7 protein-coding genes and 1 pseudogene are annotated in these 7,242 nt (G+C 72.7%); 7 read left to right on the top strand and 1 reads right to left on the bottom strand.

From position 1 onward, the window contains the following. From H0X00_RS19830 to H0X00_RS19845, 4 genes and pseudogenes are all read left to right on the top strand, one after another. A pseudogene (locus tag H0X00_RS19830) lies at positions 1-510 on the top strand (hypothetical protein); the annotation flags it as partial. Continuing rightward, entirely contained in the window at positions 494-1,498 is a 1,005-nt protein-coding gene (locus H0X00_RS19835) for an endonuclease/exonuclease/phosphatase family protein (protein WP_293774190.1), read from the top strand. The pseudogene H0X00_RS19830 and the gene H0X00_RS19835, both read left to right, overlap by 17 nt. 9 nt (positions 1,499-1,507) lie before the next feature. Continuing rightward, on the top strand, positions 1,508-2,095 hold the full coding sequence (locus tag H0X00_RS19840; protein ID WP_293774191.1) for an adenylate kinase: 588 nt from the start codon (positions 1,508-1,510) through the stop codon (positions 2,093-2,095). A gap of 135 nt (positions 2,096-2,230) precedes the next feature. Continuing rightward, positions 2,231-3,109 carry a sensor domain-containing diguanylate cyclase gene (locus tag H0X00_RS19845; protein WP_293774192.1) on the top strand — a complete coding sequence of 293 codons (879 nt, stop codon included), beginning with the start codon at positions 2,231-2,233 and terminating at the stop codon, positions 3,107-3,109. A gap of 85 nt (positions 3,110-3,194) precedes the next feature. On the opposite strand, the gene H0X00_RS19850 is transcribed toward H0X00_RS19845, so the two are convergent. Beyond that, entirely contained in the window at positions 3,195-4,325 is a 1,131-nt protein-coding gene (locus H0X00_RS19850) for a PQQ-dependent sugar dehydrogenase (RefSeq protein ID WP_293774193.1), read from the bottom strand. A 154-nt stretch (positions 4,326-4,479) separates the two neighbouring features. On the opposite strand from H0X00_RS19850, the gene H0X00_RS19855 reads away from it, so the two are divergent. The 3 genes from H0X00_RS19855 to H0X00_RS19865 all read left to right on the top strand — a co-directional run. Then, positions 4,480-5,052 carry a YqgE/AlgH family protein gene (locus H0X00_RS19855; RefSeq protein ID WP_293774194.1) on the top strand — a complete coding sequence of 191 codons (573 nt, stop codon included), beginning with the start codon at positions 4,480-4,482 and terminating at the stop codon, positions 5,050-5,052. A gap of 51 nt (positions 5,053-5,103) precedes the next feature. Then, entirely contained in the window at positions 5,104-5,382 is a 279-nt protein-coding gene (locus H0X00_RS19860) for a DUF3039 domain-containing protein (RefSeq protein WP_293774195.1), read from the top strand. A gap of 68 nt (positions 5,383-5,450) precedes the next feature. Continuing rightward, on the top strand, positions 5,451-7,242 hold a 1,792-nt coding region (locus tag H0X00_RS19865), incomplete at its 3' end, for a molybdopterin cofactor-binding domain-containing protein (RefSeq protein ID WP_293774197.1).

The following is a 7,242-nucleotide window of genomic DNA, read 5'->3' on the forward strand; positions in this document are numbered from 1 at the left end:
GCTCAGGCCGCCGACTGTGCGGGCCGTCCGCTGGGTGCCGCCAACCAGGGCCTGCCCCGTCCGGAGGCCGCGCACCTGGCGCTGTGGCAGGCCGCGACGACCCTGCGCGAGCACCGCGGCGACGGCCACATCGCGGCCCTGACGGTCCGTCGGATCCACCCCGTCACGGCGATGCTGCTCAAGATCGGGACGGGGGAGTCCGAGGCCGAGCCGCTGCGCCTGGGTCGCAAGTGGGCCACCTTCGAGTGGCAGGCCGGCGAGATGCACGCCCGCGAGCAGAGACTGATCGACGCCGACGGCAAGCTCACTGCCGCGGGCTCTGCGTTGCACGAGGCCGTCGAGGTCGACACCGACGGCGCAGCCGCCGGGCCCTGGGAACACCTCGGCGCGGAGGCCACCGCCGAACTCGAAGCGTTGCTGCTCCCCTTGGCCGGCCGGGTGGTCGCCGACGGCCTGCTGCCCGAGCCCAACCCGATCGGCCTTCCGCTGCCCGGTGCCCATCGCGACTGAGCGCCGGGCAACCGCGAGAGCGCGGGCCTGGACGCTCGCCGTCCGGTTCGCACTGCCCGGCCTGCTCGGCTGCCTCGCCCTGCCGTCGCTGTTCCGTCTGGTCGGCGACCACGACCGGGCCTGGCCGATCATGATCGTCACCTTCGTCCCACCGGCTGCGCTCGCGCTGGTCGCGTTGACCGCGTTCGCGTTCGCCCTGCGCCGGTGGCGCACCGGGATCGCCGGCGCGCTGCTGGTGGCGCTCAACGCGCTCTGGCTGGCGCCGCTCTACGTCGCCGACGGGGTACCCGAGGGCACCGACCTGGTCGCGATGACGATCAACCTGCAGTACGGCCTGGCCGACGCAACCGAGGTCGCCGACGCGGTCCGCGAGCACCGGGTGGACGTCCTCGGGGTGACTGAGCTGACTCCCGAGGCGGTGACCGCGCTGGCCGCCGCCGGCCTGGACGAGGCCTTGCCCTACCAGGTGCTCAGCCCGGACCCCTACGCCCACGGCAGCGGGGTGTGGTCGCGGTTCCCGCTCACCCCCGCCGAGGAGTGGGAGGGCGTGCACAAGATGCCCGGGGCGACCCTGCGCGTTCCGGAGGCCGGCGGGCGGACCCGCGACGTCGCCGTCCGCGTCGCGCACCCGATGCGCACCGGCCGGTTCTCCGCCGCGAGCTACCGGGCCGACCAGGGGATGCTCCGGGAGCGCCTGGCCGCGCAGCCGGCAAATCTGCCCGCGCTGGTGCTGGGGGACTTCAACGCCACCCGCGACCACGCGGCGTTCCGGCGCCTGCTGGACGACCGCTGGCGGGACGCCACCGAGTACGCCGGCTCCGGCTACCTGGGCACCTGGTCCCCGCGGTACTGGATCCCGCACTTTGTTCAGCTCGACCACATTCTGATCAGCCGCCAGTTCGGCGCCCGGTCCACGACGACCTTCGAGGTGACCGGCACCGACCACGGGGCGCTGGTCGCGCGTCTGGTCCTGGCCTCAGCGGTATAGCTTTTGCCGATGCGACTGCTGATGATCGGACCCCCCGGTGCGGGCAAGGGGACCCAGGCGGTTCGGATTGCCGAGCAGTTCAAGCTCGTGCACATCTCCTCCGGCGACCTGTTGCGAGCCCACGTCAAGGGCGAGACCGCGACCGGCAAGCAGGTGCAGCAGTACCTGGCCAGTGGCGACCTGGTGCCGGACGGCATCGTGATGGACATCCTGCGCAAGCCGGTTGTCGAGGCGAACAATCAGGGCGGCTACGTCCTGGACGGTTTTCCGCGGACCGTGGAGCAGGCCGAGATCGCCTACTCCGTCGCCCAGACCCTCGGGGTCGAGGTCCAGGTCGTGGTGCACCTGGAGGTGCCGCGCGACGAACTGGTCCGCCGGCTGGTCGAGCGCGGCGCGGCCAGTGGGCGCAGCGACGACAACCTGGACGTCATCAACCACCGGCTCGACGTTTACGACGAGAAGACGCTGCCGATGCTCAACTACTACGCGGCGCGCGAGAAGTTGATCAACGTCAACGGTGCGCGGTCGGTCGACGAGGTCACCTGGTCGATCACCGTTCAGCTGCAACGGCTCGCCAAGGCGCTCGCGGGGGACTGACAATCGCGGGCGGCGGGAGCACAATGTGGGGACAGAACGCACCACAATCCGCGTGACGGACACGTAGGACAAGTCGCCGGACATGACGGCACCGCTTCCGCCCCGGACGGTGCCGCCGGGGGAGGGGAGGCGAGTATGGCTGCGCACGGGGAAGACCCGCTCGTCGCTGCCGCCTTCGACCAGGCCCCGGTCGGGCTGGCCCTGCTGGATCTGACCGGTCGCTGGTTCCGGATCAACCCGGCGCTGGCCCGGATGCTGGGCTGGAGCGCCGAGGAGCTGCTCGCCCAGGCCCCGCCGCAGGTCGTCCACGACGAGGACCGCTCGGTCGAGGACGAGGCGGCCGCGCGACTGGCCGCCGGCGAGACCGCGGTCACCGTCGAGCACCGCTACCGCCACCGCGAGGGCCACGTGCTCTGGGTGCGCCGCACCGCGACCCTGGTCCGCGACGCCGCCGGCATCCCCGAGTACGTCGTCGCCGCTTACGAGGACATCGACGCCCGCCGCTCCCAGGACGCGCGCCTGGCCTACCTCGCCCTGCACGACGCCCTGACTGGCCTGGCCAACCGGGCGCTGCTCGACGACCGGCTCTCCCAGGCGATCGCCGCCTGCGAGCGCGAGGGCGGCGTGGTCGCCGTGCTGTTCTGCGACGTCGACGGGCTCAAGTCGGTCAATGACCGGTACGGGCACTCCTTCGGCGATGAGTTGCTGGTGACGGTGGCCCGCCGGCTCGGCCTCCAGGTCCGTGGCGGGGACACCCTGGCCCGCTTCGGCGGCGACGAGTTCGTCGTGGTCTGCAACCTGCGCTCGCCCGACGACGCCGCTTCGATGTGCCGCCGGCTGTCGATCGCGGTCGAGGCCGACCCCGACCTGATCGCCCCGGACGGCCGAGCCGTCCCGATCCGGGTCAGCATCGGCTACGCCGTCTCCCACGACTCCCGCACCGACGCCCGGGCCCTGCTGGTCCAAGCCGACGAGTCGATGTACGAGGCGAAGCGGCGCCGCGGCGCCATCTGAGCCTCCCACGGGACGACGTCCCTGGCGGGCGCCTGTCAGCCCGCCCGCCGGCTGACAAGCGCCCCTGCGGGACGACGTCCCGGGGTTACTGGGCGCGCAGTCGGATCCGTAGCACCCGGTCGTCGCTGGAGGACGGGTTGCCCCGGCCGTCGGTGTTGCTCGTCGTCAGCCACAGCGAGCCGTCGGGGGCCGCCATCACCGTGCGCAGCCGGCCGAACCGGCCGGTGAAGAAGTCCTCGGCGCGGGCGCGGGGGATGCCGTCCGGGCGGAGCGAGCCGAGCTGGATCCGCCACAGCCGGGCGCCGCGCAGACCGGCCATGAAGACCGTGCCCTTCACGACGGCGATCCCACTCGGGGAGGCCTTGTCGGGGTGCCACTGTGCGATCGGGTCGACGAAGCGGCTGTCCCCGGCCCGGCCCTCGACCGTCGGCCAGCCGTAGTTGCGACCGGCCTTGATCAGGTTGAGCTCGTCCCAGGTCTTCTGGCCGAACTCGGCGGCGATCAGGCGGCCCTGCCCGTCGAAGGCGAGGCCCTGCACGTTGCGGTGACCGCGGCTGAAGACGTAGGAACCCTTGGTCGGGTTGTCGCCCGGGACCCTGCCGGCCGGGGTCATCCGCAGGATCTTCCCGCCGAGCGACTTCCTGTTCTGGGCCAGGCCGGTGTTGCCGGTCTCGCCGGTGCCGGCGTAGAGCATCCCGTCCGGGCCGAACACCAGGCGGCCGCCGTTGTGGATGAACCCCTTGGGGATGCCGCTGAGCACCACGCGCGGGCGGCCCAGGTCGCCGTTCTCGAAGCGCATCCGCACGATCCGGTTGTCGGTGGCCGAGGTGAAGTACGCGTAGACCCAGCGGGTCTTGCGGAAATCGGACGCGATCGCGAGGCCGAGCAGCCCGCCCTCACCGGCGTGCACGACCCCGGGCACCCGGTCGACCACGTGCGCCTTGCCCTTGCCGTCGAGGCGGCGGACGTTGCCGCTGTCCCGCTCGGCCACCAGAGCGCCACCGCCGGGCAGGAACGCCATCCCCCACGGGGCGTTCAGGTCGCTGGCGATCACCTTGCTCAGCTTGGGTACCAGGGCCGGGGTGTAGGCGGTGGTTTGCACAGGCCCGCTCGGCCCAGTCGGCACTGTCGGCGCGGCCGCCGCCACCCCGGCCAGGCCGGTGACGGCAAGGGCGGCGGCGAGCACGGCAACGGCGGTTGGTTTGACGTTGGGCATGTGTGGGTCCCCCGGGTTGTCTCCTACCAAAGTAGTTCCCCGGAACACGGCGAGTTCAGCTGTGACGCTGTCCGCCAATCTTCGGCCGCTCGGACGTCGAAATGTCCCGTGTGGCGACCTTTCACGGCGTGTCGAGGTCTGCCAGGCTTCTCGTATGGTGCCGAACGCGAGCGCAGGTCAGCTGCTGATCTCGGCGCCCGACCTCACCGACCCGAACTTCGAGCGGACCGTGGTCCTGCTGCTCGATCACGACGGGTCCGGCTCGCTCGGGGTGGTGGTCAACCGGCCGACCGAGCTTGCGGTCGCCGACGTCCTCGCCCCCTGGTCCGGCTACTCCTCGGCGCCGGACGTGGTCTTCTCCGGCGGGCCGGTCGGGGTGGACGGCGCGCTCGCCCTGGCCGCCTTCGACAGCGTCCCGGCCGCGCTGGGGGCCCGGCCGCGGGGCTGGCGCCCGGTGATCGGCGGGATCGGCCTGATCGACCTCGATTCCGACCCCGAGTCGCTGCGCGAGGACCTCCGCGCGCTGCGGATCTTCGCCGGCTACTCGGGCTGGGGCGCGGGCCAACTGGACTCCGAGCTGTCCCAGGGCGCCTGGGTGATCGCGGAGTCGATGCCCGGCGACGCCTTCAGCCTGCGTCCGGAGCGGCTCTGGGGCGACGTGCTGCGCCGCCAGCCCGGGGATGTGCGCCTGCTGGCCACCTGCCCCGCGGACCCGTCCCTGAACTGACCGGCGAACTGAGCGCTGGGGCCTGTCCGGGCTGAGTTCTAGACTCCTGGGATGACGTTCCCGAACGAGCCGGAGCCCGGCGGCGCCCTCAGCACGATCACCGAAGAGCAGACCCGGACCTCGACCGGGGAGGGCGACCATGATCGCTTCTCGCACTACGTGATCCGCAACAAGCTCACCGAGGCGATGGTCGAGGGCTCCCCGCTGCAGGCGCTCTGCGGCAAAGTCTGGGTCCCCAGCCGCGATCCCAAGAAGTACCCGGTCTGCCCGGAGTGCAAGGAGATCTACGACGGCATCCCGCCCGGCGAGGGCGACGACGGCGACTCCTGAGCCACACTTTCAGCACAGCATCGTTTCTGTAAGCGCGGGACAGCTCGGGGGGAACGGCACTGGACGGGATGCTGCACGCTGCGCTCACGCGAAGCCCGCACGCCCATGCCGCGATCCTGGGTGTCGACACCGCGACGGCGCTCGCTTCGCCCGGCGTCGTCGACGTCCTGACCGCCGCCGACCTGCCCGGCCAGTTGTGCCACGGCCCGATCCGGGCCGACCGCCCGGTCCTGGCGGCCGGGGTCGTCCGCCACGTCGGGGAGCCGGTCGCCGCCGTCCTCGCCACCGACCCGTTGAGCTCGACGCGAGCCGCGGCGGCGGTCGGCGCCCGGTACCGGACGTTGCCCGAGGTGCACTGGTTCCGCGGGGCGCAGGCCGACCCGCTCCACCCCGACGGCAACCTGGTGCGCGAGGTCCGGGTGCGCCGTGGTCAGTGGCCGGCCGATCCAGGTCTTGTGGTCGAAGGCGCGTACAACACCCACGGGTGGGTTCCGCGTCAGGAGCCGTTCGGGACCGACGGCGCACCAGCGGTTCCGGCCCTCATCGAGGCACAGCCCACGGACGACGGCGTGCAGATTTCCGCGCCGCGCCGCTGGCACCCGACCGATCGGGACCAGTTGGCCCAGTGCCTTGGTCTGACGCCACGTCAGATCGAGCTGACGTCCACCGGTGGGACCGACCACTCGACCGATCTCGGTGGCGCTGTGGTCGCCGCAACCTTCGCCCGGCGCAACCACCGGCCGGTGTGCCTGATGGTCGGTCCGCCCATGTTCGGTCAGGGCGGCGGTCCGGTGATCGCGTTGCGGTACCGCCACCATGCGCGTCCCGACGGGACGCTGGTCGCGGTCCACGCCGAGATCGACCTGGAGTCCGGGCCGTACGCCGGCCTGGCCGAGGCCCTGGTCGCCGAGTTCTGCGCCGTCGGCACGGGCCCCTATCGCGTGCCCGCGGTGGACCTGCGGGTGCGCGCCCTGCGCAGCACCACGCCGCCGCCGATGCTGGAGCCCGGTCTGGCCGCCGCGGCGGTGGCCTTCGCCGTCGAGGCTCAGCTCGACCGCCTCGCCGACCTGATCTCCTTCGAGCAGGGGCGCGAGGCCGCGCGTTTCCCTGCTGCCCGCCGCGCCGTCCGGCAACGGAACCTGCTCGGGCTCGACGACCCGCTGCCCACCGGCCAGATCCTGCTGGAGGACTCCCCGGTCGCCGCCCTGTTGACCGCTCTCGACGCAACTGCGCTGCCGGAGCGTCCGGACCTGGGCGACGACCACGCGTGGGGCGTCGGGATCGGAGCGGGCATCCTGCCCTTCGGCCTCGGTGAAGCGGTGCAGGTCTCGGTCCGGGCCGAGATCCGCGTCGGCGACGGGAAGCCGGTGGTCGCCTGTCCGGCGGCCGAGGGCGACGAGCACCTGGAAGCCGCCGCGGTCGGCGTCGTCGAGCAGGCGCTCGGAGCAGCGACCGCCTTCGCCGCCACCGGCGCACCGGCCGGTGGTGGCTCGGCCGCCTCGATCGGGCCGTCCGTCCAGGCTGCCCTGGACGCCCTCACCCGACCGGCGCGGGAGCGGATCGGGACCCGGGCCGGCATGTCGGCCGAGTTGCTCCGGGTCGTGGACGGGCGCGTGCGCTCGTTCGACGCGGTGGTCGACGTCCCGTTGGCCGAGGAGTCGGCCGGGGACCCGGATCGGGCCACCGGCGAGTACGCGACCCCGGCGACGGAGATGCTCGACGAGGACGGGCAGGGCGACGCCTTCAGCGGCTTCGGGCATGCCGCGGCCCGGGCGACGGTGCTGATGTCCGCGGGCGGCGACGTGGAGATCGTGCAGGTCGTCGTCGCCGCCGACTGCGGCCGCGTGCTCGACCCCGAGC

The organism is Sporichthya sp. (assembly GCF_013815995.1).
Classification (GTDB): domain Bacteria; phylum Actinomycetota; class Actinomycetes; order Sporichthyales; family Sporichthyaceae; genus Sporichthya.